This is a genomic window from Streptomyces sp. SN-593, assembly GCF_016756395.1.
Taxonomy (GTDB): Bacteria; Actinomycetota; Actinomycetes; order Streptomycetales; family Streptomycetaceae; genus Actinacidiphila; species Actinacidiphila reveromycinica.
In genome coordinates, this window is record NZ_AP018365.1 from 6435613 (window position 1) to 6458229 (window position 22617).

Genomic DNA, 22617 nt, shown 5'->3' on the forward strand with positions numbered 1-22617 from the left:
CGGCCCGCTGGTGGGCGCGGGCCGTTCGTGAGAGGTTCGGAGTCTCAGCCGCCCAGCAGCCGGGCTTTCGCCTGCTCGAAGTCAGCGTCCGTGATGACGCGTTGGTCGCGGAGCGCAGCGAGCTTGGCGATCTCGTCGGCGATGCTCGGAGCTGCGGTGCTGGTCTGGGGGGCATGGTGCCGGGCTATGGCTTCATCAAGGGCGGCGCGGAGCCTCTCGAAGTGGGGCTGCTGCTTCTTGGTGAAGACGATCGAGTTCTCGTCTTGCGCTGCGGTTCTGGTCTGGGTGCCGAAGCTGCTCCGCTTCTCTACGCCGCCGGGGATGGTGAACTGGATAAATCCACCGAAGAGGGCTCCGGCTGGCTTCCACTGCACCGCGCTGATCTGGCTGATGTGTAGGCGCTTCTCGCCTTTGCCGATGGTCCGGCGTGCCACGCCGCCGTTGCGCCGGATGGTCAGATACTGGCCGTCGAACTCGGCCTGGCCGTTGACGCCTTTGATCTCTTCCACGATGACCCCCTCTTGGTGGGGTTCACGGTGGCGGATCGGCCGGGCCCTGGTGGAGTGCTCCGGTTGGTCGTGACTGACCTGTGACGTGCGGCAAGCCCCGCCGGGGTGCGGCGCCCGGCGTTGACGCCAGGCGCAGAGCACGTGCGCGGGTTGCCAGTTCGGCCCGGGCGACGTCGGCGAGGGTGAAGAGCTGGCGGCCGCCGTCGTCGAGACCGGCCACTGGGAGGTGGCCGCGGGCGACCCAGGACCGGAGGGTGCGTTCCGTGCAGCCAGCGTTGCCTGCGGAGCACAGTGCGCGTATCCGGTTCGCGTGGTCGACGGCTTGCCCGGCGGTGAGCCATGTGGTGGTCATGATCACCCCCCAGCAAGCAAAAACCCCGCTCAGGCGGGGTGAGTGACATACGTGTGGCGCTGGCAGCGAGTATGCGCTAGCAGATGATCTATGTCCAGCAGGATGCCCTGAGCCGCGATCTGTCGTGCGGGCCGTTGCGTTCTCGGCGTCGCGTCCGAGTCGCTGGGCGGCCTCGCCGGAAGGGGGCGGACCACAGCGGCACGACGAGGACCCCGCCGCCGCGACGGGGTCCTCGGCGACCGGTCAGGAGCGCACGACGGCTACGGGGTCCACAGGACGGGCGCAGTGCGGGCACCGGGCGGCATGGGCAGCGTCGGGACCTGCTCGCCGCGGTAGTGGATGCGCAGGTCGGGCGCGGTGTCGTGCGGGACGTCGCCCAGGTCGTGCGCGCGGCGGTATGCCTCGGCGGTGTCGTGCAGGATACAGCGCACGATGCTGGACAGTTCGGCGCCGGGGGTGAGGAGGGTGACGAGGTCGTCGTGCAGCTGCTCGTTGATGCGCACGGTGAGGCTGCGGCCGACGGGCGGCGGCGTCGTGCGGGTGGGTACGGTGGCGGGTGCCATGTCGGGTGTGCTCCCGGGTGGTAGTCGGGCCCGCCGTGCGGTGCAGTCGCATAGGTGGGCCCGCGTTCGTCAGGCGGTGGGCGGCTCGGTGGTCTTGTCGGGGAGGGCCGCGCGGAACGCGGCGAGGAAGTCTTCGGCGCCGTCCGCGTTGGCGAGGGCCTTCTCGTACTTCTTGTAGGAGGCGTGCGGGTCGGGATCGTTGGCGACGCCAGCCGCGATGATCTCCTGCACTTCTTCCGCCTTCCGCTGTTCGCGGAGGATGCTGTAGACGCGGGACGGGGTGAGTGCGATCTTCTCGGCGATCTGCGGCGGCTCCATGCCGGCGGCAGCGTGCTTCGTGACGATGGCGGGCACAGCTGCGGCGAGGGCGTCAGCGACCATTCGCAGGACGCGTACATCAAGGAGCGAGAACTCGGCTGTGATCTTCTGCGTGATCTTCTGTGCCTGCTCTGCTTTGCTGCCCCTCTGGCTGATGACGTCGTAGCGCTTGGCCAGATGTTCGAGGTAGCTGCGGCTGAGGGGGTCGTCGTGGGTGTCGCTGTCGGTGCGTTCCGCGTCGTACTGCTCGACGGCGTCGAGGATGCGGTCGCGGAGCCGGTTGGCTGCGCCGGTGGGGTCGGTCGGCATGTGGTCTCCAGTCGGTGAGGTGCTGGCGACTCTCAATGTAGCGACTTCACAAGCCTATACACAAGCGACTTGTGAAGCCACTTCAAGACATCTTGTCGCCACGGGCTAGGCGAACCCGACCGGGTTCTTGGCGTGCTGCTGCTCTGCGTCGTCGAGGAGCTTCCCGGCGTGGCGCAGCAGCGCCCGGCACAGCACGCGGTCGCGTGGTCCATCGACGGCGGTCTCGTCGATTGTCGTCGGGGTGCCGTCGGGGGCGACGTACACCAAGGCCGGCCCGGCAGGCAGGACTGGCGGTGATGCGTCGTCTGCCTCGGCGTGCAGTCGCTCCAGGGCGGTGTGCCGGTGGGCAGGCGCTGGGCTGTGCCCCGTCACCGCTCGTCCCGGCCGTGGTCCGGCTGTGCCTCGGCGGGTGCTGGCGGGAGGCTGAAAGCGGCGGCGAGCCGGGCGTAGACCAGCGGCATCTTGTGGCCGGCCGCGGCGATGCTGGCAGTGATCTGGCGTGCCTGGCTTGGGTCCGGCACGTGGTGGGCGGTATCCCGGGCGAGGCTGGCGCGGGCCCGGTCGGTGGCGTCCGGGGGGAGCGCGGCCAGTGCGGCCAGGATCTCGTCGGTGGTCATGCGCGGGTGGGTCACGTCTGGGCGTCCGTTCTGGTGGGGTGGTGTTCGGCGTCGGCGGCCAGCTTGGCCATGACCAGGCTCAGGCTGGGCAGGACGGCGGCCGCGTGTGCGGCGTAGGCGTCCGGGTCGAGTCGGCACCCGCATGCCTCGCACGTGATCTCCCACTGGCCGTCGGCCCGGCTCATCGCGACGGCGCTGCACTGTGGGCAGGGCGCCAGCCGGGGATGTGATCGGGGCCGTGTGCCGGTGATCGCGCGCACGCGGCGTAGCGCGTCGTCCAGGCCCTCGTGCATCTGCCAGATCCAGGGGCAGGTGACGGCGAACGGGATGTAGAGCTGGAGCCAGTTCGCCCAGCCGGGGATGCCGCCGCCGGCCCGCGGTACCGGGGTGGTGCCGCGGGTGATGTACCAGGTGCCGGCCGGGTGGCGGGTGACGGCCGGGTAGTCGTCGGCCAGCAGCGAGGCCCAGCCGACCAGGAGCGGGCCGATCGGGATGCCGCCGGAGTCCTGGCCGTCCGGGTCGGGGACCCAGCGGGTGGCGAGCAGGTCGAGCACTCGCACGTCCACGGGCAGCGGCGGGTGGGCGCGGCCGGCTGGTCGGCCGCCGGCGCCCGGGCCGCGGTGCGGCGTGAGCTCGGCGCGCAGCAGCGGGAGTTCGGCCACCAGCTGCTGCAGGACGTACGCGAGGTGGTGTTCGCAGCCCGGGCAGGCGTACCGGTCGGTGCCTGCCGGCAGCGGGCGGTGGCAGATGGTGCACTCCACGGGTCAGCCCTCGTCGCCGCGGCGGGCGACCAGGTCCGGGATGCTGGTGCGGCCGCGCCGCCGCGAGGTGTGGTCGCGGCCCAGCAGGGTGTCAGCCAGCCGGTCGAACCGGGCGATCACCCGGTCGCTCGCGTCCTCCATCGCCTGGGCGGTGGCCGCGCCGAGCTCGTCGACCTGCTTCTTCACCTCGGCGGTGAACAGCTCGTCGGTCAGCAGCGGCACCAGCTCGCGGGCGTCGCGGATCTCGCGGCGCAGGTCGGTCAGCGTCTCGCGGGCCTCGCGGATCTCCGCGCGCAGCTGGTCGCGTACCTGCTCCAGGTCGTCCAGGTGCGGGGTCTGTCGGGGCCGGGTCATGAGGTCGTGACTCCCATCGGGGCGTAGGGGCGCAGGTGGACGGTGAGCGGGGGGACGTCGGCGTCCTCGACGAGGACGGGCCCGCTGTCGGGCGGCCGTTCGACCGCCAGGTGCAGGAGGCCGCGCAGCCGGGTGAGGGTCGCGGGCTCGGCGGCGACCTCCTGCACGGGCAGGGTGGAGACGATGATCAGCCGCACGGCGGGCCGTCCACGGGGTAGGCGCGGATGTCGAGGCCCGGGCGGCCCTCGGCACGCGCGGGCCGGGAGTCGACCCACAGGAAGTACGGGCTGCGCAGGCCGTCGTGGCCGGCGGCCATGTGCTCGATCTCGACGCCCAGCGCCACCGCCCACGGGGTGAGCCGGGCCACCGCCTGGGTGGTGGTCAGGCCGCGCAGGTTGGCTTGGGCGCCGTGGTCCCAGCGCCAGGGCAGGACGTCGCCCAACTCGGCCTCCACGCGCTCGATGTCACGCAGCCCGGTCTGCTGGTGGGTCTGGTCGGCGATGGCCTCGGCACGGTGACGCAGAACGGCCTCGTTCGCGCTGTACTTGCTCCTCGCCGGCTCCGCCGCGCTCCAGCCGCAGGAGCAGGCGACGTCGTAGCCGTCGATCAGGGTGTAGCACCCGGAGCGGATGGGGTTGCGGCTGGTGACCTTCTTGGTGTGGCCGGGCAGCCGTGCCCATGCGGCGGCCGGTCGGCGCACGCGGATGCGGGGCTGGGCGCGCACGTCACGGGTGAGTAGGGGTCGGTCGACGGGGTTCGGGAATCCGTGGACGGGGTGCGGTACGCGGGCGGGCAGCGCGGGGTTGTAGCCGCCGAGGGTCCAGGTGGCGCGCCGCCGGGTGATCTCGGTGACCACCACCAGGCCGTCGGTGTGGTCGACGACGTCGCCGAGCTCGACCTCATGCGGCTGCACGGCGATGGTGGCGTAGGCGTGGGCGGGCGAGTAGCAGCTGACGGTCTCGCTGAGCGGGGCGGTCGCAGTCGCGGTCGGGTCGGTGGGGGTCATGATCCGTCCTCGGGGTGGGTGGGACGCCCGGCCGCGGGGCGGGCGGACTGCCCCAGCAGGGCGGCGTGGATCTTCGCGGCCAGGCCGGCCACGCTGCCCTCCCAGGAGTGGATGACACCTCCGCCGGCGCCGCGGTCGGTCACCTTGATCAGGAGAGCGTTCGGGGGCGCCCCGGGGACGAGGGCGGCGAGGGCGGCCGCGATGACGCGGACCTGGGGTTCGTGGCGGGCAGGGGACGAGGGCATGGGCAGCTCCGATCAGGGTCGGGTGGTGACGAGGCGGTGGCGGGTGCCGTGCGGTCGGTCGGCCACGACGTGGTCGATGTCCTGGCAGGTGTCACGACCGGGCGCCGTCGTGCGGGGCCGCCGTACGCGGTCCGCGAGTGTGATCACAGCGACAAGTGCGCCGGTGCCGGCCAGCGGGCCGCCGACAGCGAAGCACGCGACGAGCAGGGCGACACGGAAACCGGCGGTCACTGCGAGCACAGCGACGACGACGGCCAGGATCGCGCCGGCGGTGACGAGTACCCCGACGGGCGTAGCCGCGTAGCGGTCCGGGCGGCCGCGGTGCGCGCTCACCAGCTTTCCCCGTCCTCGTCGTCGGGGTTGCCGTATGAGCGGGGGCAGTCGCAGCCGCACGGGCCGTGCTCGGGCAGATGGTGGCAGTGGCACATGCTCTCGCCGCAGGGCTCGACGTCGTCCATGGCGGGGTCGTCGCGGTAGTCGAGGCCGGGGTCGGTGTCGTCGGGGCTGGGGGTGCTCATCGAGGAGCCTCCGGGTGGTGGGTGATGGGTAGGGCGGTGATGTGCCAGCCGTCGCGGCGCAGGTCGCGGACTGCCTGGCGGGCCTCGGTGTCGGCAGTCTCGGCGGTCTCGGTGGTCGGCAGGCCGTACCGCAGCAGCGCGGCCGCGATGCGGGCAGCGATGACGGCGGCGACGGCGTCCGCGATCACGCGGTCGGCCGGGGTCACCACGACCGCCGGGGCGCCGGGCGGCGCGCGGGCCGCGGGGCCCGCGGCGGCAGCAGCGGCGGGCGGGTGCAGGTGGCCACGTGCGGCATCGCCAGCCACTCCGCGCCCTCCAGGGTCGGCCGGTCGGCGGTGATGGCGCGGGAGCGCACACGGCCGACCCCGTCGGCGTGCACGGCCTGGTTGCCGTTCGAGTCCGGCTCGGCGTTGACGGCCAGCCGTTTGCCGGCGGCGGTGACCGTCCACCGGATCGGAGCGTGGCACCCGTCGCAGGTGACCACGTCGGCAGCACTGGGCATCTCGTCTCGTCTCAGGAGTCGCCGGCCGCGCGCGGGGCGCGGGTGTCGGCGTCGGGCAGGGGTGGCCGGTAGCGGGCAGGGTCGGCGTCCAGCGCGGCCAGGACGTAGCCGGTGGGGTCCGGCAGGTCGAGGTCGCCGAGGACGTCCAGGGCGACGGGCGCGGCGAACCGCCGAGGGATGGCCACCCCGTAAAGGGAGGTCATCCGGTCCGCGATCCGGGCCAGATCCGCCGGCACGGGCGCAGCGGTCGGCACGGGCAGCAGTAACGGGCCCTGCCCGGTCGCAGTCCCGCGGCCGCCGCCGTCGATCGCCTGCAGGCCAGGGGGAGAAATGTCGTTCGCGGCCTCGCGCGCGCGGACCTGTGGCTGAGGTGAAAGGCCAGCCACGTTCTGGTCTCTGTCAGGGTCTCTACCGTAGGTAGAGGTTGGTATAGGTCCCCCCCCGACGCGACGGGTGTTCTCGTACCCGTCGCGACGGGCGTTCTCGGGGCGTCGCGACGGGTGTTCTGATTCCTGATTCCCCCGACGCGACGGGTGTTCAGGAACCCCCGACGCGACGGGTTTTCCGGTCTGGGAGTTCCCGTCGCGACGGGTGTTCTGATTTCCCCGACGCGACGGGGCTTCTGCGGTCGCGTCGGTCCGCTCGGCGGACCGGGCCCGGCGCCGGGCGGCTGCCTGGCGGGCAGCCTCGAACGGCGCCAGGTCCCAACGGACGGTGCCGACCGGCCCCACCGGCACGAGCAGCCGAAGGACCGAGGTAGTGCCCTGGCGGCGGCGGCGCAGCAGCATCCCGGCGGTGATGAGTGCCGCGATGCAACGCCGGACCATGTCGACGGAGTAGCCGCAGATGGTCGCCAGCGTCTCCGGGCTGGGGAACGCGCGGTCCCCGTCGGCGTCGGCGTAGGTAGCGATGAGCAGGCCCACATAGGCGATGCGGGACACATCGTCATCCGCAGCGCGCAGTGCTTCCTCGCGCAGGCGCAGCGTCCATGCGGACTGCACCGACTGGCGGGGCTCCTCACTGGTCACGTGGTCGTCTCTTCCGGTGATGCAGAACGGGGCGGCGGTGGGCGGCGGCCGGTGCGGTCCTCCCGCGCCGGCCGCCGCTCAGGGCGTGTCCTGGTACCAGGCCGGCAGGGTGAGGGTGATCTGCACGCGCGTGCCGCGGCCTATCTCGGTCCGCTGCATCCAGCCGTCCGCGCACAGGGCGTGCAGGTGGACCCTGGTGGCCATCGCGGTCAGGCCGCAGGCGCGCGACAGGGCGTCGACGCCGACCGACGCGGAGGCCGGGATCGCGCCGGTCTGGTAGTCGGCGTGGGCGGCCACGGTGAGCGCGACCAGGCGGGCCCGCGGCTCCAGCCGGGACAGGCGCACGGCGTGCTCGTAGCGGCGCCGGAACGGCTGGTTGGCGGCCAGCGGCGTCCTGCGCGGGCCCGGCGTACCGTCCTGCTGGACCGGTCGGGCGGTCAGGGTGGTACGCGCCCGGCGGGCGAGGTCTCCAGGATTGGGCATCACTGGTGTCCGTTCTGTGAGGCAGGCAGACGCAGTTGGTAGCGGGTGCCGGCGCCGTCGTTGTGGCGGCCGATCCACCCGGCGGTGGCCAGGTCCTCGACCGCGCGCAGGACGTCGGCGGACGGCAGGCCGGTGCCCAGGCACAGGTCGTCGAGCGTCGGTTGGTCGCTGTCGGCGATGTAGCCGTGGTCGTCGCAGACCTCGGACAACGTCAGCGCGACCAGGCGCGCCAGCGGGTGCGCGGTCGAGCCGCGGATGCAGGTGCGCCACAGCGACACGTTCAGGGCGAACTCGCCCAGGTCGCTGGTCGACGGGGCATCCGTCGGGGCGGCCAGCACGACGTACGGGACCTGGTCGGCGTGCTGCTCGGTCGCGGTGTCGGCCTCGATGGCGGCGAGGCCGGCGCACACCCAGTGCGCGGCGGCCTCCAACGCGCGGACGGCCTCGTCCAGGTGGTGGCCACGGGGCAACACATCGAGTGCGCGCTCAGCGAGGGCATACGCGCCGTCGGTGAACGTCAACAGGCGGGAGTAGAGCGGCCCGTTGGTGGGTGGCGGCGCGAACCGGGCCGCGAGGTCGTCAGGAGTGATCGTCACGGGTTCCCCTTTCGTGCGGAGCAGTTGGTCGTGGGTGAGGGACACGGTCCGTGGGTGGTGCTCCCGGGCCCGGTGAGCGCGTGCGGCGCTGCCGGGCCCGGAAACTGGCCGTCACGACGTCCGGGACAGCGGCACGGAGACCGGTCCGGTGCGGGGCGTCGTGCAGGCGCTCATCGGCTGTTCCTGCTGCGCTGCGCGCGGGGCCGGGTGTGGGCGCCGTGGCGGCGCTGCTCGGCCCGGTCCCGGCGCGCGTCGTCCGCGCCGGCCGCGACGAACAGGAGCAGGACGACGGCGCCGACGATCAGCAGCCACATCACGGGCGCTCACCGCCCGCGGTGCAGCCGACCTGGCACACGAGCTTCTGCGCGCCGGAGGGCCAGCGGTCGCCGGAGGGGTCCGGCGCCCACGGGCCGCGCGCGTTGCCGCAGCGGTGGCACTCGGGCATCTCGGGCTCGGAGTTGTTCCAGGCGGAGAGCAAAGCGGACTCCAGCGGGTCCGGGCGCTCGGCCAGCGGCATGACCGCGGTCGGGGCGGGCTCGGTGCGCGCGTCCACGTGCGACAGGGCGATCCACGCGCTGTGGTCCTCGACCATCACGACCGGGGTGTGGCGGTCAGCCACCCACGCGGCGGTGCGGGTGCGGGTCAGCAGCGGCTCGTCCTCGCGCGTCTCCGGGTACGCGGCCACCGGCGTGCCGACCGGGTGCGACGCGTCCACCACGGCCTGGCTCTCGTCGTCCTCGCTCGGCTGCTGCGCGGCCAACTGCTGCTCCAGGTCGGAGACCTGCTTCCGCAGGGCCCCGAGCGAGTCCTCCCGCGGGATACGGACCGACACGATCAGCGGCACACCCAGCCAGTCGGTGTACAGCTCGTGGTCCTCGGTGTCGGAGTGGAACGAGCTGGTGATCTTCACCGTGCCGCCGAAGAACTCCTCCGCCGCGGCCAGCAACTCCGCGGGCGCGTCCATCCGCAGGCTGTACCGCATCCGCAGCTCGCCGACGGCGTCGAGGGAGAAGTAGGGCTGGAACAGCCGGTTCGCCGGGATCAGGATGCGGCTGACCGGGTCGCTGGGGTCCTGGTAGAGGACTGCCACCAGCTCGGCGAGTGCCGCGGCCGCCTGAGGCAGCGGGATAGGGTCAGACATGGCTCTCTCTTTCGGGTTCGATCGCTGGATGAGGGCTGTTGGGGCCGTCCGGGTCACGTCCGGGCGGCCCGCTTGCGCTCTACTGCTCGTAGGCGGCGCTGCGCAGCGCCTGCCAGTCGGTCAGCGGCATGTGCACGTCGACGTGGCCTCCGTCCTCGACGGCCCGGCTGTTCGAAACCGCCTGGCGGACCACCGCCCGTAGGTGGCGGCCGTGTTCGCGCTCGGCGCTGACCACCCGCTGGGCCTCCTCGAACATCGCGATCAGGTCCCTGCGGGCCTGACCACTTTTAGTGGTCACAGTCGACATGCGAAAACCTCTGTTCAGTCGGTGCTGTTCAGTTCCTGCTCGGCCAGCCAGGCCAGGACGATGGACCGCCGGTAGCGGATGCCGCCGGACTCGTACTTGATGCTCCGGGGGCCGGTGCCGCGGTGCCGCCACTGGCCGAGGGTGCCGACCGGTACGCGGAGAACGTCCGAGACCTCCTTGGGGGTCAGAAGGATGTCCTCCTGACCACTTTCGGTGGTCAGTACGGTCATGATCACTCCTTGTGCCTTCAACTGCTTGGCCGGTTTGGCCCTTGCGGGGCCCAGCTAAGCACAGCCACAGTGACGTGGCAACTAATAGTTGTCATCTCGTTCATGCCGTTACATGACCGATGGGAATGCCGACCATGTTGCTGCGCGCGTTGCGCGTTACGATCAGCCACCTGTATGCGCCTAGTGAGGGTGGCTTGTTGATGGGGCATCTGACCGGCCGGTTGGAGCAGATCTTGGCCGACCGCCAGTTGACCGAACGGCAGGCGGCCGCGCGCTGCGGGATGCCGTACGAGTCCTTCCGGAAGGTCCTCCGGGGCCTTAGCGCACGGCCCCGCGATGCCACGTTGGAACGGATCGCCGAAGGGCTCGGCGTGCCGGCCGACGTCCTCTTTCGCGAGCGCGCTCGCGACTCCGGCGAACTGCTCTCCGCTCCGCCGGTCGAGGACATCACCACCAGCGAGGCTCTGCAGATCGCCATCGCGCGAGTGGAAGAAATTCCGGCCGACGAGCTCGAAGCGGTTCGTCGCCAAGCCGAAGAGCTTCTGCGCAGCATCCAGCGAGGGGCGAACGAGTAGGCCAAACGCTTGGTGACGCCGAACGGATCTGAACACGAAGCGTCATCATACGCACACAAATTCTTCACCAAGCCCTGTTTTTTTCTCCACCTTACGAGTAAAGATGGTTCTCCTTGCACATGGGCGCGCAGCTGAACGCGCGTAGGAGGGGGCCGCCATGGCAGTGCATAGGGCGGTTCTGCGTGAGCTGAATCCAGCCATCGGAGGACTGATCATCCGCGACGTGCGGAACGGGGACTGGCTAGTCGCCCTCACGCCGAACGTCGCCGCCGGGGACCGCTGCGTGATCTTCAACGCGTTGATGACGCAGCTCGACCAGTGGGAGCAACAGGGCCACTCGATGACCGAGGTACGTAAGTACCTCGCCGGGATGGCGGTGGTGTAGCAGTGGGGTACGTCCACGACCTTTGGTACAAGAAAGGGCCGGCCGGACGGAAGGTCCAGACGAAATACCACGGGAAGGGGAAGCGCTGGCAGGCCCGGTGGGAGACGCCGGACGGCGAGCCGAAGACCCGCCTCTTTGAGAAGCAGGTCGATGCACAGAAGCACGTCACCAAGATGGACCATGCGGTCCTGGCGGGCGACTACCTGGACCCAGAAGCCGGGAAAGTCAAGGTCGGCGACTTCGCGCTCAAGACGTGGCTGCCGGCCCAGGACATCAAGGGACGAACTGAGATCGAGTACAGGGGCGTACTCGACCGCTACCTGATTCCTGAGTGGGGCCGACGGCAGATACGGACGATCAAGCCCTCCGAGGCGAAAGCGTGGCAGGCGCTCCTCGCGAGTAAGTACGAGCTGACCGGGACCACGCCTAACAGGGTCGCGAGGCACGTCCGCAGCGTGTTTCGCCTGGCGGTCTTCGACAAGGCGATCAGGGCATCGCCGTTCGAGGGGATCAAGGCGCCGACGCTGACGGAGACGAAGGTCTATCCGCCGGACGTCGCCGAAGCCCGCCAGATCATTGCCGCGGCCTACACCGCCCTCTGGCGGGCGATGTTCGAGGTGTGCGCTCTCACCGGCCTGCGCAGTGGAGAACTGCGCGGGATGCGGTTGGAGAAGTTCGATGCCCTCCGGATGGCCTACCGGGTCGATCAGCAGCTGGTGTACGAGCGCGGCAAGGGCATGTACCTGGACGACCTCAAGACCGGTGCGGGGAAGCGGGTGCTCCCGTTGAACCGACGGGCGGTCGACGTCATCGCCGCGTACGTCGCCGGGCATCCCCCGCCCAAGAACGGCCCCTGGGCCGGCCTGATCTTCGCCATGCCGGGCGGCAAGCCGATAGGTGAGAGCACCATCGACTGGGCCATCAAACAGACCTGCCGCTACGCCAAGACCGAGGCGCGCCACCTGCACGAGCTTCGCCACCACTACGCCTCGGTGCTGATCGCCGGCGGCGAGAGTCCGAGCGTGGTCCAGCAGCGCCTCGGTCACAAGGACGTCCTCACGACGCTGAGGATCTACAGCCATCTGTTCAACGAGGCGAAGGAGACGACGAGGAACGTCCTGGATGCGGCCTGGGCCATCCCGAGTAAGGATGAGAAGCGGCTCGCGTCGGTCACCAAGATCACGTAATTCTCACGTAATTCCGTTCGCGGAAGGGGACAGAATGCACAGGTCGGTCCATGATCTGCATAGTCTCCACTGGATGTTCCAGGCGGAGAACGTGTAACCAGGTCAGAGAGATGCACGCCTCTGACCTGCGGTGCAGTCCTTCTTCAGGAGATCATCAGGCTTACAGAGTGTTACGGGAGCTGACGTAAGACAGGCGTAATCCGTAAGCCAGGCGTAAAGCGAAGGCCCCCTCGGGTACGCCCGAGGGGGCTCATCACCGGGACTGGACCCCCGCCATCTGGACGGAGGACGCCTCCTTGCACGAAAGGCTGTCCAGCCCAGCCTGATGGCGGCCCCCAGGGGAACGGGGTGCCGTGGGGCCCGCTGGCCGCGCCGTGGAGAGTGACTGGGCGGCTCCAGAGGGGCGCGGACTACATGAGGGGCCAGGCGTGCCCGGCCGGGTCGTCGAGCCACAGGGTGTGCCCGCCCTCGGCGGTCACGGTGAGTCCGTAGCGGTGGATGCCGGGGCGCCCGGCCGTGACCCATGCGCGGAGGTAAGGCGCGCGCTCCGCCCAGAGATCGCGCGGCCCCCCGTGGATGAGTTCGGCCTCGCGGGGGTCTCGCATGGTGATGCGCGCCCACGACGTCATGTCGGGGGTGTACAGGCAGCGCACCGCCTTCCCTTCCTCGTTGGTGAGGCTGATCTGTGCGACGTCCGGGTGGACGAGGGAGGCGAGGAACTGCGGCGCCTCGGCGTCGAGGCCGACCGGTACGACGATCGCCTGGCGGTCTCCCTGCGCGGTCGCCAGGGTGCCCGCGACGTGGCGGCCCGCGGCCGTGGTGGCGTCGGGCGTGGAGCGGGCCGCCATGAACGCGGTGAGGTGCGGTAGGAACCGTCCGCACGCGCTGTGATCCTCGCCGATCGCCAGTCGGGCGATGCCGTACCCGACGGCGACGACCATCACGCCGTGCGGCCGGACCTGGGTCCGCCATGCGTCTGGCACGCGGCCGACGCCGCACGTCGCCACCAGACGGTCGTACGGCGCGTGGTCGGGGTAGCCGGCCATGCCGTTGCCGGCCGCGAGGGTCGGGGCGTAGCCCGCGATGCGGAGCCGGTCCCGTGCGGCGTCCACCAGGGCCGGGTCGACGTCTACGGACGTCACGCGGTTCCCGCCGAGCCGGTGGGAGAGGAGCGCGGCGTTGTATCCGGTGCCGGTGCCCACCTCCAGGACGCGGTTGCCGTCCTCGACGTCCAGGGCCTCCAGCATGCGGGCCATGACCGTGGGCGCGGTGCTGGAGCTGGTGGCGGTGCCGGCGTCGTTGGCCTGGGTGACGAGGGAGGCGTCCTGGTAGACCGCGGCGATCCAGGACGGGTCTGCCGGCGTGTAGCGGACCTTCCCGCCGCGGGCCCGGAGAGTGAACTCGGGCACGAACACCTCGCGCGGCACCGACGCGAACGCGTCGCGCCATGCCGGGTCGTGCAGGGTGCCGTCTGCGGCGAGGCGTTCGGTCATGAGGCGGCGCAGCTCGTCGGCGGCGGACGTGGTGGGGGTCGTCATGCGGGGTCCTCCAGGAGGTCGGCCAGGGCGTGGGTGATGGGGGTGCGCAGCGCGGGGATGTACGCCCACTGGCCGTTCGGGTTGAGGTCGACGAGCGTCCAGGTCCCGTCTGGACTAACGAGAAAGTCCATTGCGGCGTAACTGAGTTCGAACGCGTCGATCAGGCGGCGCACGCCGGCGGCGATCGGGGCCGGTGCGTCGCAGGGCGTGTAGGTGTGGGCGGCGTAGTCGGTGCGGACGTCCGCGAGTTGCGTTGGGGTGTGGATCTCGGCGGCGAACATCTTCGGGCCGACCACGGTCAGACGCACCTCGTAGGCGGTCGTGATCCACTCCTGGAACTGGTGGGCGGTCAGGGCCACGCTGTTGTCGATGTCGTCGGCGCGAACCTGGGTGGTCCACACGGCGACGGCCTCTCCACCGGTGCCGGCCGGGCCGGTGGTCCCGATGGTCTTGTACGCGGCGACTCCGCCGGGTAGGCCGGCGACGAACTCGCGGGCCGCCGCGGGGTCGTTGGTGATCAGCGTGTCGGGCACTGCCAGGCCGCACCGGGCGGCGATGGCGAGGGCGTGGGGTTTGACCCCGGCCGGCGTGTTCAGGTGCGGGTGATTCACCCACCGGGCGGTCAGGGCGGTGAGCAGCCCTCCGAGGCCCGCGCGGGCCTCGGAGGCTGTCCACTTCGCGTCCCGGTCGCTCAGGCCGGGGTGCAGGCGGTGCGGTGACGGCCGGCGGTAGTAGACCGAGCTGACCTCATCCAGGGAGACGTCCCGGTGCTGGCCACGTAACTCGCCCATCCAGCCGCTGTGCCGCGCGCCGATACGGGCCGTGACCTGTACGGACTCCGGGAAGTCCCCGGGGTCCAGTCGGACGACGGGCACCGCCCGCCGGTTGAGTTCCGCGATCACCAGGTCAGCGGTCGCGTCGGAGGGCTGGGTCAGCACCAGGACGGTCATCGGTCAGTTCCTCCCATCACCTCGTCCAGGTCAGTCCGTGTCGTTCGACTTCTCCTCGTCCAGCTGGTGGTCCTCCTGCGTCTGGGCGACCGTCTCGAACGCCGACGACATGCGCGGCTCGAACACGAACGGGACGCCGTCCTCGGTGATGCTGATCTGCCGCTCGGGGCAGAGCGTGAGTGCCGGCAGCGGGTCGGACACCGGGCGCACCGGGACGGCCTGGGTCAGACCGAAGGGGCGGACACGTTCCAGCAGTTCGGTGGGCATGCGTGATCCTCATTCCTGATGTGGATGGTGTGGGTCACCGGGCGGCACCCGTGGATGGCCCGGAGTTCATGGGGTAGGCCGCTGGACCTACTTCGGCGGCGTGCCTCGGCGCCCGCTGGCGATCCGGGGCACGAGCCCCTGCTCGCGGACGTGGGGCGGGCAGCCGTAGATCGGGATCGCACCGCCGTCGGGCATGTCCTCCCATGTCAGCAGGGTCATGTCCCGGTCCGACATGTCGTGCTGGCCCGGCGTGCACCAGGCGGTCACTGCTCCGGCTCCGCGGCGCACGTCCGGCACGCCCGGATGCAAATCCGGCGGACGGTCTGAGGAGGCGGCGCCGTGCCCGGCTCGTAGGCCACGTGCATGATGCTTTTCGTCTCGCTCCCGTCGGCGTGTGTGACGGTCACGCAGCGCGTCACGGCCGGCCACACCGGGCTCCGGAGCGGCCACGGGGTGGGCGTCGGTCGTGCCTCGGTCGGCTGATTTCTCTCGGGCGGGTGCAGTAGGGTCCCCATGTCGCGCCCCTTCCGGCGTTGGCCACACCCCGGACCGTGGCGCGGTCGCGGGGCATCTCCTGGACACGACGGTCTCGTGTGAGGAGGAGCAGCGGGATCTGACACCCTATGACGCGGAGTGGATCTTGATCAGTGCTGTGACAATCACCGGCACCCGCAGCACCAACCACCGCCCTACGGAGGACTACCACCAGCTCTTCGCTGACCACCTCCGCCCCTACGCCGGCGCCCACTTCTACATCGGCGGCGCCCGCGGCATCGACACCCTCGCCCTGCTCTGGCTCGCCGAGAACACAGCAGCGCCTCTCACTGTCGTTGTCCCCGGTCGCGTCGAGCAGCAGCCGGCGGAGGCTCGGGAGGCCGTCGCGCGCACCCGGAACCGGATTACCGAGGTCGTCGAGCTGGGCGCTGCGGAACTGCGGACCCCGGCGTTTCACGCCCGAAACCGATGGATGGTGGACCACAGCCAGTTCACCATCGGCTTCCCACTCACGGGCCCCCCGGGCACTTCCGGCACCTGGCAGACTCTCAACTACACCCACGAACAGGGGAGACCGCACCTGATCGTGCCCGTGTGACCTTGCTGCGGGTGCACCATGGGCCCATGCAGGACAGTGCCGCGGGGGCGGCGACCATGAAGGCGTTGCGGCGACGGCGCGGACTGTCCCTTGCTGGCACGGCCCGCGCTCTCACCAACGTTGCCGCCGAGCTGCGGCTGCCCGCGCTGCCCGCCGTCGCCAGCGTCCAACGATCCGTCGCCCGCTGGGAAGCCGCGCGGCCGACCCGCCCTGACGACCGGTACCAGCTGCTCCTCGGCCACCTCTACGCCCGCACCCCGGCTGGCTCCATCGCCATTGGGCCGGGCAGCGACTTCGCCGAACTCCTCACCGCGCTGCACCTGCTCGGCGAGGGCGAGCGACGCACCGCCGAACTGCGTACCGCAGTCCTACGGGCGGCAACCGACCAGGGCGCGGGCATGCTCTCCCTCCTCTCACCCGCCCTCCAGGCTCAGCTCGCCGCCGCGCTCGCCGACCCGGCCCGCACCACCGACGAAACGGTGGCCGGGCTTGCCGCGGCCGTCGCGGACGTCAACGGTCAGGTAGGCACCTTGCCCATGGTGCGCCTTCAGCTTCTCCTCGCGCCCGCCGTGGACGCCGCGCGGCGGCTCCTCGCGGCACCCGTGCCGTCGGCTCCGCTTCAGGAGTCGCTCAGGGAGGCCGCGGTTGCCGCCTACACCGTCGCAGCTCGGCTTGCCTTCGAGACTCGTGACGACGAGGCGTCTCGGGCCGCCTACACGGCGGCCACCCGGGAAGCTGCGCAGCTAGGCAGGCCGTGGCGGCAGGCCGGCGTCCACATGAGCCACGCCCTCACCACCATGTACGCCACCCACGATCTTGCCGCCGCGCGGGTGCTTGCCGACCGCGCGGTGCGGGCGGCCCAACGCGGGGAGAGCATCCTCGTTCGGGCCCGTGCGCACGCCCTCCAGGCGGAGATGCTGGCGCGGGCCGGGCAGGCACGGCAGGTGGATACAGCGCTCCGGCTGGCCTGGTACGACATGGAGGCGAACCACGCCGGTGACCCTGCCGTCACCAGCTTCTCAGCGGGCCATCTGCGCGGCTTCGAGGGCGTGTGCGAACTGCATGTCGGCGATCCAGCGACGGCACACGATCGGTTCGCCCACTCGGCCGCCGCGCTCGCCGCCCCGCGCGAGCTAGTACAGCGGGCCATCGTCACAGTTGACCAGGCGCTCGCCCGCATCCGTATGGGCGCGCCGCAGGACGCCGTCGAACTGCTGCACCAGTCCGTCGATGCCGCGGCCGCGACCGGTGGTCGCGTGCCAGCGCTCCGGCTCCGAGACGCACGTCAGGCGCTGCGACCGTGGCGGCAAGAGACCTGGGTGATGGACCTTGATGACCACCTGCTCGACGGGCTCGGAGCCTGATCCCGAGCTGACTCCAATTCGTGTCGATCTGACGACAACGCTCGAGTTCTGGACGCACGAATGCCCCCGCCGCGGCCACAGGGGGCCGGGCGGGGGCTTGGTGGTTCTGTCAGCCGGTGATGAGCTGTGCGTCGGCCGCGGCCGGGTCGGGTACCGGCAGGCCGGCGCCGCGGAGGGCGTCTTGCAGGACGGTGATGTAGCGGCCGTGCGCGGCCAGCCGGTTGCCGGCGTGCTGCTGGGCGGCCTCGATGTCGGCCAGGCGCTGGCGGACCCGGACCAGCTCGCGCGCGAGTCCTTCCACGGTGGACAGGTCCGGCTCGTCGTCGCGGGTGCGGCTGATCCTCGCGACCACGACCGCGACGACCGCGCCCAGGAGGAGGCTCACGTAGCCGTAGAGGCCGCCGTCCGTATCAGCCATGCGCTCCCTCCTGCCGTTGGGCTGCGGCGAGCCGTAGCCGGGCGACCTCCCGCGACAGATACACCACCCGTCGTGTCGCTACCGCGAGGATCGCCAGCAGGCCGGGGAAGACCGCCCAGGTCACGCCGCTGTACCAGCCCTGGGCGAGCGTGCCGAGGGCGCGGGCGGTGGTGTAGGCGACCGCCCAGACCGCGGGCATCGCGCTGGCCATGGCCCACCCCCACCAGTCCCGGCGGGACGGCAGCGGCGCCGCGGCCGCGCACAGGACCCCCGAGGCGACCCAGACCCAGCCCCACACGCACATCGGCGCGATGTGCGTCAGGGCGGTCACCCCGCGGGTGATCCCGAAGCGGGGGTCCGCGAGCAGGCCGGCGCCGTAGGTGGTCCAGCCGGCCCCGCAGATCAGCAGGGCGGCGCCGCGGTACCCCAGCCGCCGGCCTGTCCGGGACACCGCGGCCCGCATCAGGCTGCTGCCGTCGGCGGGTCGGCCGGGGCGGCCGGGGCGGCCTCGGCGGCGGTGGCCGGCTCGGCGGGCGCGGGCAGCAGGGCGCCGGTGCCGGTGGTGCCCACGCTGCCGGCGAGCGCTGCCTTGAGGACGGCGAACGCAGCCGGCAACCCCGCGGCGGCCGCGGCCTTCACCGCGCCGAGGTCGATCAGGCCGGTGGAGTTGGCCAGGAGCAGGCCGGCGACGGCCTCGACGTAGGTCGCGGCGGTGCGCTCGGCCAAGTCCAGGATGAAGCGCTTGTTCATGACGATGGTCCGTTCTGCTGGGGTGGAGTTCAGGAGGTGGGGACGTGGAGCTTGTCCCAGGTGGTCTTGCCGGGCGGCCAGGTCGCGGCCGCGCCGCTGTACCCGCACTTGCGCTGCCACGCCTGGTAGGAGGCGATGTCGCCGGAGCCGATCACGTCCTTGTTGCTGCTGGTCTGGTAGTGGTTGCAGCTGACCGCGACCAGGCGGGCGTGCATCGCGGCGACGACAGGGGACTTGCGGCCGACGGTGAACCAGGAGGCGCCGGGGAACGGCTCGTACTTCGGCACGGCGCCGGAACTCCCCTTCGCCGCCCATGCGGTGAGCGCGTCGCTGCTGGCGAAGTTGGCGACGTTGCGGTCCACGCCGCCGGAGACGCTGTACTGGTGGAGCGTCCAGGCGTGCTCCACCCGCGGGTGGCCGGCGTCCGACTCGGGGTCGGCGATCCACAGCCCGTCCCCGCAGAAGGAGGTGGTGTCGCGGTGCAGCCAGAAGTCGACGTTGCAGTAGAGCAGCACCCGGTGGGCGGGTGACTCCTTCTGGAGCGCCTTGATGAAGGCGTCCTTGTCCGCCCCCGACACCCCGGTGTCCTCCCAGTCCAGGGCGAGGACGTCGCCGGGCGCGGCCGCGGCGTGCTGGAGGAAGTACGCGACCTGGGCGGACATGCTGCCGGGCCGGGCGAAGTGGTAGTGGCCGACGGTGACGCCCGCGGCCCGGGCGTGCGCGACCTGCGCGGTGTGCTTGGGGTTGATGTAGCTGGTGCCTTCGGTGGCCTTGACCATCACGAATCCGAGGCCGGAGGTGGAGAAGGTGCTCGTCTGGTAGGACGCGACGTCAATTCCGTTGACGGTCATGTGAATTCCTTACGGTGATACCCAGAGGGCGAAAAGCGATGGGCCGCCGGTTGCGCCGGTGGAAAGGGCGAGGGCTGTTCCGGAGTTCTGCCACATCTGTACGGACAGGTAGTCGCCGGCGTTGAGCGCGACGAGCGCGGAGACGTTGCCGTACCAGGTGTTGCCGGACATGCCTGCGGTGGCGATCTGGCCGGAGGGGATCGCCGCGCCGCCGTTCACGCCGATGCGCACGGAGCGGTTTCCGGTGGCGTTGGCGGAGAAGCCTCCGGAGGCGGTGACGTGGTAGGTGCCGGGCACCATGACCACGTACCGGTCGGGGTTGGTGGTGTTGTTGTGGCCGCCGGCCGAGTCGAACAGTTCGCTATCCAGGGGGATCGAGGTGTAGCTCGTGGACGAGGCCAGGGTGCCGGCGGGGCTGCCGCCGGTGTAGGCGTTGCAGTAGCCGGAGAATCGAGGGGGCCCGGTGGTGAATGCCCACTCCATGGCCGCTGTGACGGTGGAATTCCACAGTGCCGCCGTCAGAAAATCTCCAGGCTCCGCGATTACTGGAGTTGGGGTTGTCATGCGTCCTCTTCAGTACGTGAATGCGGTGGAATCGAATGTGCTGGAGCCGTCCCATTGCTCCGGGGTGGCGGTGTCGTCCGGGAGGGCTTCGGTGACGGATTCCCCGGCTGCGTAGCTGTGCTGGAGCGGGGAGTTCAGGGTGATGACGTCGCCGACCTGGTGGAGCACGCTGACGGCCTCGCGCCCCGGGGTGCCCAGGCCCAGTTCGGGCGCGAGCCACAGCGTGTAGTGCGGGGGCAGCAGGGACGCGCAGGTCTGGCCGGGCGTGATGGTGAGGGACGTCGCGCCGGCGGCGGCCGGGAGCGCCAGGGTGGTGTGCCAGGCCGAGATGACGCCGTAGGGCGTGGTGTCGGCGGGGCTGGTCTGCAGGACGAGGACGGCCTCGCCGCGGTCGTCCATGGTCCAGTTCAGGTTCTCGACGAACTGCTCCAGGGTGATGGCCGGGGCGCCGAGCGGGCGGCGCATGACGCGGACCCGGGTGCCCTGTTCCAGGGTCAGGCAGACCGGCCACAGAGCGGGGTGGGCGGAGGGGTGGAGCCTGAGGGTGCCGATCCGCATGGCGGGGTCCTTGTAGCGGGACCGGATGTAGCTGGCGGCGTCCTGGCACTCGTTCGGGTCGGCGGCGTTGACGTCGCGGGTGATGGTGCGGGGGAAGTAGGCGGCGATCGAGGCCGGGTCGGTGGCGGTGAAGACCTGGCCGGTGCCGGTCTGGGTGACCTGCACGACGTTCCCGAGGTGGGTGGAGTCGTAGTCGGGCTGGCAGTCCTCGTAGGGGTACTCGTCGGCCTCCAGGCGCTCGCCGAACACGAACGCCGGCGTGGTGGCGTTGTATCGGGCGGAGCGGGCCCGGAAGGCGACGGTTCCGGCGCCGTCGACGTAGTGCGCGCCGCCCTCGGTGTCGACGACGCCCTGCGCGGCGGTGACGGCGTCCTGGCCGCCGAAGTCGGCCGGGCCCATCGCGGTGGTCTGGCCGGTCTGCAGGTCGCTGGGGCCGGTGTAGCCGGCGTAGCGCAGGATGCGCGCGTACCGCTCATCGGTGGACTCGCCGGTGAGGGAGTTCTTCCAGGACCGGTAGAGGTCTTCCTGCGCGGTGACGGACAGGGAGACGGGGAACTCGCACGCGAACGCGAGGTCGCCGGCGAAGTGGGCGTAGGTGTACCGGGCCTTCTCGTCGACGAACGCCCCGATGGAGTCCATGGTGAGCGACCCCGGGGTGGGAACCTGATCTGCGGTGACGTTCCACTCCCAGCTGGCGGAGTCGACGCCGACCCACATCGTGGCGGTGTCCGGGTCGTGCCCGACGAACCCCAGGTGCCAGTTGCCGTCGGCGACGTTGCCCAGCGGGGGGAACATCTGCAGGTTCTGGCCGCCGGTGCCGCCGGTGGCCGCGCCGAACTCGCCGCTGTCGTTGATGGCGAGGATGAGCAGGGCGCCGGCGAGGATGTTGTTGGCGCGGCGGTTGTCGGCCGCCATCCAGATCTCGGCGGCGCCGGCGGGCGTGCCGTAGGGGTACCGGAAGGCGACCATGCGGGTCCACGCGGCGGTGGGGTCGGCTGGTCCGGTGATGCCGGCCTGGGTGAGGGACAGGTAGGTGCAGGCGCTCCCGAAGATGGACTGGCCGGGGTTGGGGTTGGTGAAGGTGGCCACGGGGCCCGGCGCGCCGGTGAAGATGCCGTTCACGGTGTCGGCGGCGGTGATCTCGGTGCCGAACGTGATCGGGGACGGGCCGTACTTGCTGTTGGCGACGGGCACAGGCTGGCAGTTCCCGGCGGAATCGGCGACCGCGGCGGAGCCGGAGGGGTCGTCGAGCTTGTACACGAACCGCGGGGCGTGGGACTTGATCTCGGCGCTGAGCGGGTCGTCGAGGGTGACCTGCGAGAGCAGCGCCAGGGCGTCCACGCCGGTCGGGGTGACCGTGCCGTAGGTGCCGCCGTTGGTCCACTGCGCGGGCCAGTCCTCGGTGAACTGGGCCATGATCGGGTACCAGACGCCCGGCTGCACCCAGTCGGTGGCGGCGCCGGCCTCCAGTTGCCAGCCGTCGACCTGCACGGTGCACGCCGCGGCGGCGGCCGCGGCCAGCTGCACGCCGACCTGCAGGCCGGAGCTGGCCGGGTCCGCGGTCGCGGTCACCTCGATGTACGTCCAGGCCGCGGTCGCCGATCCGGTGAGCGTCGCGGTGGTGCCGGCGGCGGTGGTCGCCGCGGCGTCCTCGACGGTCAGGGTCCGGAAGCCGGCCGCGACCTGCACGGAGGTGCCCGGGCTGACGTTGCGGACGCGCAGCTGCACCGTGTACGTCTGGCCCGGGCGGACGGCGGGCTGGGCGGTGTAGCAGACCCACGCGCCGGCCGCGGCCCCGGCGGGCACGGCCATGGCGATGACGGTGCCGCCCTGCCAGGCCGTGCCGGATGCGACGAGCTGCCCGCCGACCGGGTCGGTGCCGGTGAGGATGCGCGGCCCGTCGTCGGCGGTACTGAGCGCGCCGAGCGGCTGCCCGCCGACGTCGCCGCCGGTGGCCTGCGCCTGGTTGAGGAGGTTGGGCGTGGGCGGCCACTGGGCGCGGCGCCGGACCGGCTGGAACGGCAGCACGTGGCCGGCGTAGGGCCCGGCGGCGTTGGTGGGGTCCAGGGCGCCGTCGGTGTTGGACAGGGGCAGGGTGGAGGTGCCGGCCTGGACCTGGTCCAGCTCGTACTGCCGGCCGCGCTGGGCGGTGAACTGCCCCAGGGTGCGGCCGCCGACGTCGACGTACCGGTCTGGGGGGATCTCACCGCCGGAGCACGTCCAGTACGGGCCCCAGGCGGTCTCCACCACGGGGTAGGCGGGGTTCAGGGCCACGCGG

The 22617-nt window shown here is 71.4% G+C and carries 37 protein-coding genes; 5 read left to right on the forward strand and 32 right to left on the reverse strand.

Annotated elements, in window-relative coordinates:
• Positions 1-44: 44 nt before the first annotated feature.
• From RVR_RS27435 to RVR_RS27535, 22 genes are all read right to left on the reverse strand, one after another.
• On the reverse strand, positions 45-509 hold the full coding sequence (locus RVR_RS27435) for a DUF4429 domain-containing protein (RefSeq protein ID WP_237404998.1): 465 nt from the start codon (positions 507-509) through the stop codon (positions 45-47).
• Between the two features lie 22 nt (positions 510-531).
• The gene (locus RVR_RS38955; protein WP_346731480.1) at positions 532-861 is read right to left on the reverse strand and encodes a MerR family transcriptional regulator; all 330 of its coding nucleotides are present in this window, start codon (positions 859-861) and stop codon (positions 532-534) included.
• 260 nt (positions 862-1121) lie between these two features.
• A complete protein-coding gene (locus tag RVR_RS27440) occupies positions 1122-1424 on the reverse strand; it encodes a hypothetical protein (protein WP_202236557.1) in 303 nt (100 codons plus the stop codon).
• Between the two features lie 69 nt (positions 1425-1493).
• On the reverse strand, positions 1494-2087 hold the full coding sequence (locus RVR_RS27445) for a hypothetical protein (RefSeq protein WP_202236558.1): 594 nt from the start codon (positions 2085-2087) through the stop codon (positions 1494-1496).
• A gap of 69 nt (positions 2088-2156) precedes the next feature.
• Positions 2157-2423: a hypothetical protein gene (locus tag RVR_RS27450; RefSeq protein ID WP_202236559.1), complete on the reverse strand. Its 267-nt coding sequence runs from the start codon at positions 2421-2423 to the stop codon at positions 2157-2159.
• Positions 2420-2668 (reverse strand): hypothetical protein, encoded by a 249-nt coding sequence (locus RVR_RS27455; protein ID WP_202236560.1) that lies wholly within the window; start codon positions 2666-2668, stop codon positions 2420-2422. The genes RVR_RS27450 and RVR_RS27455 overlap by 4 nt, the downstream gene beginning before the upstream one ends.
• Before the next feature lie 11 nt (positions 2669-2679).
• Positions 2680-3429 carry a hypothetical protein gene (locus RVR_RS27460; RefSeq protein WP_202236561.1) on the reverse strand — a complete coding sequence of 250 codons (750 nt, stop codon included), beginning with the start codon at positions 3427-3429 and terminating at the stop codon, positions 2680-2682.
• Between the two features lie 3 nt (positions 3430-3432).
• On the reverse strand, positions 3433-3783 hold the full coding sequence (locus RVR_RS27465) for a phosphoenolpyruvate-utilizing N-terminal domain-containing protein (protein ID WP_202236562.1): 351 nt from the start codon (positions 3781-3783) through the stop codon (positions 3433-3435).
• Positions 3780-3980 (reverse strand): hypothetical protein, encoded by a 201-nt coding sequence (locus RVR_RS27470; RefSeq protein ID WP_202236568.1) that lies wholly within the window; start codon positions 3978-3980, stop codon positions 3780-3782. Before RVR_RS27470 ends, RVR_RS27465 begins: the two co-directional genes overlap by 4 nt.
• A complete protein-coding gene (locus RVR_RS27475) occupies positions 3971-4789 on the reverse strand; it encodes a hypothetical protein (RefSeq protein WP_202236570.1) in 819 nt (272 codons plus the stop codon). The genes RVR_RS27470 and RVR_RS27475 overlap by 10 nt, the downstream gene beginning before the upstream one ends.
• Complete coding sequence (locus RVR_RS27480) at positions 4786-5034, reverse strand: hypothetical protein (protein WP_202236572.1); 249 nt, start codon at positions 5032-5034, stop codon at positions 4786-4788. Before RVR_RS27480 ends, RVR_RS27475 begins: the two co-directional genes overlap by 4 nt.
• A gap of 12 nt (positions 5035-5046) precedes the next feature.
• Positions 5047-5367 (reverse strand): hypothetical protein, encoded by a 321-nt coding sequence (locus RVR_RS27485; RefSeq protein ID WP_202236574.1) that lies wholly within the window; start codon positions 5365-5367, stop codon positions 5047-5049.
• Positions 5364-5552, reverse strand: a complete 189-nt coding sequence (locus tag RVR_RS27490) for a hypothetical protein (protein WP_202236576.1) — start codon at positions 5550-5552, stop codon at positions 5364-5366. Before RVR_RS27490 ends, RVR_RS27485 begins: the two co-directional genes overlap by 4 nt.
• Complete coding sequence (locus RVR_RS27495) at positions 5549-5758, reverse strand: hypothetical protein (protein WP_202236578.1); 210 nt, start codon at positions 5756-5758, stop codon at positions 5549-5551. The genes RVR_RS27490 and RVR_RS27495 overlap by 4 nt, the downstream gene beginning before the upstream one ends.
• Positions 5755-6054, reverse strand: a complete 300-nt coding sequence (locus tag RVR_RS27500; protein ID WP_202236580.1) for a hypothetical protein — start codon at positions 6052-6054, stop codon at positions 5755-5757. Before RVR_RS27500 ends, RVR_RS27495 begins: the two co-directional genes overlap by 4 nt.
• 11 nt (positions 6055-6065) lie before the next feature.
• Positions 6066-7082, reverse strand: coding sequence for a helix-turn-helix domain-containing protein (locus tag RVR_RS27505; RefSeq protein WP_202236582.1), 1017 nt, complete (start codon positions 7080-7082; stop codon positions 6066-6068).
• 78 nt (positions 7083-7160) lie between these two features.
• Positions 7161-7565 carry a hypothetical protein gene (locus RVR_RS27510; protein ID WP_202236583.1) on the reverse strand — a complete coding sequence of 135 codons (405 nt, stop codon included), beginning with the start codon at positions 7563-7565 and terminating at the stop codon, positions 7161-7163.
• Positions 7565-8161 carry a hypothetical protein gene (locus RVR_RS27515; RefSeq protein ID WP_202236584.1) on the reverse strand — a complete coding sequence of 199 codons (597 nt, stop codon included), beginning with the start codon at positions 8159-8161 and terminating at the stop codon, positions 7565-7567. Before RVR_RS27515 ends, RVR_RS27510 begins: the two co-directional genes overlap by 1 nt.
• Positions 8162-8331: 170 nt before the next feature.
• Positions 8332-8478, reverse strand: coding sequence for a hypothetical protein (locus RVR_RS27520; protein WP_202236585.1), 147 nt, complete (start codon positions 8476-8478; stop codon positions 8332-8334).
• Positions 8475-9302: a hypothetical protein gene (locus tag RVR_RS27525; protein WP_202236586.1), complete on the reverse strand. Its 828-nt coding sequence runs from the start codon at positions 9300-9302 to the stop codon at positions 8475-8477. The genes RVR_RS27520 and RVR_RS27525 overlap by 4 nt, the downstream gene beginning before the upstream one ends.
• A 79-nt stretch (positions 9303-9381) precedes the next feature.
• Positions 9382-9600, reverse strand: a complete 219-nt coding sequence (locus RVR_RS27530) for a hypothetical protein (RefSeq protein ID WP_202236587.1) — start codon at positions 9598-9600, stop codon at positions 9382-9384.
• A gap of 23 nt (positions 9601-9623) precedes the next feature.
• Positions 9624-9839, reverse strand: a complete 216-nt coding sequence (locus RVR_RS27535; RefSeq protein WP_202236588.1) for a helix-turn-helix transcriptional regulator — start codon at positions 9837-9839, stop codon at positions 9624-9626.
• Positions 9840-9964: 125 nt separating this feature from the next.
• On the opposite strand from RVR_RS27535, the gene RVR_RS27540 reads away from it, so the two are divergent.
• The 3 genes from RVR_RS27540 to RVR_RS27550 all read left to right on the forward strand — a co-directional run bounded on the left by RVR_RS27540 (position 9965) and on the right by RVR_RS27550 (position 11986).
• Positions 9965-10414 carry a helix-turn-helix domain-containing protein gene (locus RVR_RS27540; protein WP_202236589.1) on the forward strand — a complete coding sequence of 150 codons (450 nt, stop codon included), beginning with the start codon at positions 9965-9967 and terminating at the stop codon, positions 10412-10414.
• A 157-nt stretch (positions 10415-10571) separates the two neighbouring features.
• Positions 10572-10799 carry a hypothetical protein gene (locus tag RVR_RS27545; RefSeq protein WP_202236590.1) on the forward strand — a complete coding sequence of 76 codons (228 nt, stop codon included), beginning with the start codon at positions 10572-10574 and terminating at the stop codon, positions 10797-10799.
• A gap of 2 nt (positions 10800-10801) precedes the next feature.
• The gene (locus RVR_RS27550; RefSeq protein ID WP_202236591.1) at positions 10802-11986 is read left to right on the forward strand and encodes a tyrosine-type recombinase/integrase; all 1185 of its coding nucleotides are present in this window, start codon (positions 10802-10804) and stop codon (positions 11984-11986) included.
• Positions 11987-12396: 410 nt separating this feature from the next.
• Here the strand turns inward: RVR_RS27550 and RVR_RS27555 are convergent, their stop codons facing one another.
• The 4 genes from RVR_RS27555 to RVR_RS27570 all read right to left on the reverse strand — a co-directional run bounded on the left by RVR_RS27555 (position 12397) and on the right by RVR_RS27570 (position 15038).
• Positions 12397-13524 (reverse strand): methyltransferase domain-containing protein, encoded by a 1128-nt coding sequence (locus RVR_RS27555; protein WP_202236534.1) that lies wholly within the window; start codon positions 13522-13524, stop codon positions 12397-12399.
• Complete coding sequence (gene tgmB, locus RVR_RS27560; protein ID WP_202236535.1) at positions 13521-14474, reverse strand: ATP-grasp ribosomal peptide maturase; 954 nt, start codon at positions 14472-14474, stop codon at positions 13521-13523. Before tgmB ends, RVR_RS27555 begins: the two co-directional genes overlap by 4 nt.
• A gap of 30 nt (positions 14475-14504) precedes the next feature.
• Entirely contained in the window at positions 14505-14741 is a 237-nt protein-coding gene (tgmA, locus tag RVR_RS27565; RefSeq protein WP_202236536.1) for a putative ATP-grasp-modified RiPP, read from the reverse strand.
• An 87-nt stretch (positions 14742-14828) separates the two neighbouring features.
• Entirely contained in the window at positions 14829-15038 is a 210-nt protein-coding gene (locus RVR_RS27570) for a hypothetical protein (protein WP_202236537.1), read from the reverse strand.
• Between the two features lie 343 nt (positions 15039-15381).
• Between RVR_RS27570 and RVR_RS27575 the strand changes: the two genes are divergently transcribed.
• Both RVR_RS27575 and RVR_RS27580 read left to right on the forward strand, forming a co-directional pair.
• Positions 15382-15834 carry a DNA-processing protein DprA gene (locus tag RVR_RS27575; protein WP_237404993.1) on the forward strand — a complete coding sequence of 151 codons (453 nt, stop codon included), beginning with the start codon at positions 15382-15384 and terminating at the stop codon, positions 15832-15834.
• A gap of 26 nt (positions 15835-15860) precedes the next feature.
• Positions 15861-17198: an NsdA family TPR-like regulatory protein gene (locus RVR_RS27580; RefSeq protein WP_202236538.1), complete on the forward strand. Its 1338-nt coding sequence runs from the start codon at positions 15861-15863 to the stop codon at positions 17196-17198.
• 109 nt (positions 17199-17307) lie between these two features.
• On the opposite strand, the gene RVR_RS27585 is transcribed toward RVR_RS27580, so the two are convergent.
• The 6 genes from RVR_RS27585 to RVR_RS27610 form a co-directional block, all read right to left on the reverse strand.
• Complete coding sequence (locus tag RVR_RS27585) at positions 17308-17616, reverse strand: hypothetical protein (RefSeq protein ID WP_202236539.1); 309 nt, start codon at positions 17614-17616, stop codon at positions 17308-17310.
• The gene (locus RVR_RS27590) at positions 17609-18067 is read right to left on the reverse strand and encodes a hypothetical protein (RefSeq protein WP_202236540.1); all 459 of its coding nucleotides are present in this window, start codon (positions 18065-18067) and stop codon (positions 17609-17611) included. The genes RVR_RS27585 and RVR_RS27590 overlap by 8 nt, the downstream gene beginning before the upstream one ends.
• Before the next feature lie 11 nt (positions 18068-18078).
• Positions 18079-18366, reverse strand: a complete 288-nt coding sequence (locus tag RVR_RS27595; RefSeq protein WP_202236541.1) for a hypothetical protein — start codon at positions 18364-18366, stop codon at positions 18079-18081.
• Positions 18367-18395: 29 nt separating this feature from the next.
• Entirely contained in the window at positions 18396-19217 is an 822-nt protein-coding gene (locus tag RVR_RS27600; protein WP_202236542.1) for a GH25 family lysozyme, read from the reverse strand.
• Positions 19218-19226: 9 nt separating this feature from the next.
• Positions 19227-19700 carry a hypothetical protein gene (locus RVR_RS27605; protein WP_202236543.1) on the reverse strand — a complete coding sequence of 158 codons (474 nt, stop codon included), beginning with the start codon at positions 19698-19700 and terminating at the stop codon, positions 19227-19229.
• 90 nt (positions 19701-19790) lie between these two features.
• Positions 19791-22613: a hypothetical protein gene (locus RVR_RS27610; protein ID WP_202236544.1), complete on the reverse strand. Its 2823-nt coding sequence runs from the start codon at positions 22611-22613 to the stop codon at positions 19791-19793.
• Between the last annotated feature and the right edge of the window lie 4 nt (positions 22614-22617).